The organism is Streptomyces sp. NPDC050636, from assembly GCF_040654775.1.
GTDB lineage: Bacteria > Actinomycetota > Actinomycetes > Streptomycetales > Streptomycetaceae > Streptomyces.
Window position 1 is genome coordinate 1 of sequence record NZ_JBFAIP010000256.1, and the last position, 1,646, is coordinate 1,646.

Consider the following 1,646-nt stretch of genomic DNA (forward strand, 5'->3'; position numbering starts at 1 on the left):
GGCTGGGCGAGACCGCGGTGCTGGGTGTGGAGGTGGCAGGTGAAGTCTTCAACGCCATGTGCTGTGCCTCCCTGCGCGTTTGCGACCCGATCCGCACCTGGGCGACAGCCGCATTCAGCCGCTTCTACTCCCTCTGGTGTTGAGCTGAGGGGTGTCAACGAGAGACTCCCACTCTGGGGGATACCCGTTGGCTGAGGCTCCATTACGGGCGCAGAGGCGCATCTGTGCGGCGCGAGCGTCCGGCTCGGGCGCGGTCGTGCGAAAGGATCTAGACAATCGCCGACTGGCGGCTGCTCGTGGTGTCCGAACGGAAGCACGACGGCTTCGAGAAGGCGCCAGGCTCGTGGTTACCAGCCGACATCGCCGTGAACAGCGAGGGAGAGGAGCAAGACCGCTCAGATCTGCGCCATGTGGTCCGGCTGACGGATCTCCAATTGCTGCGGCGAGCTGTCCCGCGTGGGGCATTGGGACCTGCGGCTGTGCCTGTCGACGTCGTGGCGCCGCCGGTCAGCCTTCTTCCGGTGCGTATGCGCCGGGAGACGGGACTCGAGGACGCCGATCGCGCGACAGTGGCGACCGCATGTACCCGGTGCGACGATGTAACACCGGGCCGCGGGTGGGTGCCGCCTGGAAGGCGTTGAGCTGTTCGTACTCGTCTGAGCGCCGTGGCGCGGAAGCATGGAGAGACATTCCCCAAAGGCACCAAGCGGAGGCGCCGTGGAGCTGCAGGTGGGCGGGAGATGGGCTTACAGGGTCAGTCCCCATCATGGGCCGGTGTCGGAGGTCGAGGTGCTGAAGGTGGGTACCGGGCGTCCGAAGCGCGTCAAGATCCGGCATCTCGCTGAGGAGGCGGAAGGACAAGTGGAGTGGGTGTCCCCGGCTCGGCTGCGTGTCCCGTGGAATGAGGTGGACGCCTGGCTGGAGCGGGAGGCCCGGCTCGCGGAATTGGTCGCGGATGCCCCATGCACCGATGACGATCCTCAGCTGCGAGCCGTCGAGTTCGTCTTCGAGACGTGTCCACTTGACGATTTTGCGGAGCCGGCATGGGGATCGCGGGAACGGGGCCTGCTGTACGTCCGGGACGTTTTGGGGTTCGCGGAGAAGCTGGGCGTGGACGAGTCGTTGCTCCTATCGGACCCGCGGTGTGTCAAAGCTGATGACGGCTCGTTGACGGCCCCCTGGCCGATCACGCTGGCCTGTGCCCGGCAGGCTGCGGAAGTTTACGGTGACTTGCTGATCGCCGAGGTGGAGAGGCAGGAGGCCAAGGCGTGTCGGGATGCTGTGCACGGCCGCTATTACCCGGGTCGTGGTCGCAGAGAAGGCACGTATATCGATCCCGAGATCTGCCGGAGCGTAGACGACGAGTTCCAGCTGAGTCGAGACCTCGTGCGTCAATGGTGTGGGGACGATGCGCAGCAGCGGTACGACGAGCTTGCGGCTTTGCGGAGCGAGGTCGTCCGGATCGGCAAGCTGATGGAAGAGGCGATCAGCGAGCTCCGCACGGCAGGGCGGCCCAAGGTCGCCCGCGACCTCGAGCAGCGCCTGGGGGTGCCGCTGGACGCGCTTCGGCATGCCAAGGAGCCAGAGGCGTGACGGAAGCACAGACGTCTGAACGCGTTGACGCATCGGATGCCCCGCCACCAGGC

General features: G+C 66.2%; 1 protein-coding gene. It reads left to right on the forward strand.

Annotation, left to right across the window (positions count from 1 at the left end; translation table 11 throughout):
- Positions 1–774: 774 nt before the first annotated feature.
- Entirely contained in the window at positions 775–1,593 is an 819-nt protein-coding gene (locus AB0I10_RS41105) for a hypothetical protein (RefSeq protein WP_363157847.1), read from the forward strand.
- Positions 1,594–1,646 lie beyond the last annotated feature (53 nt).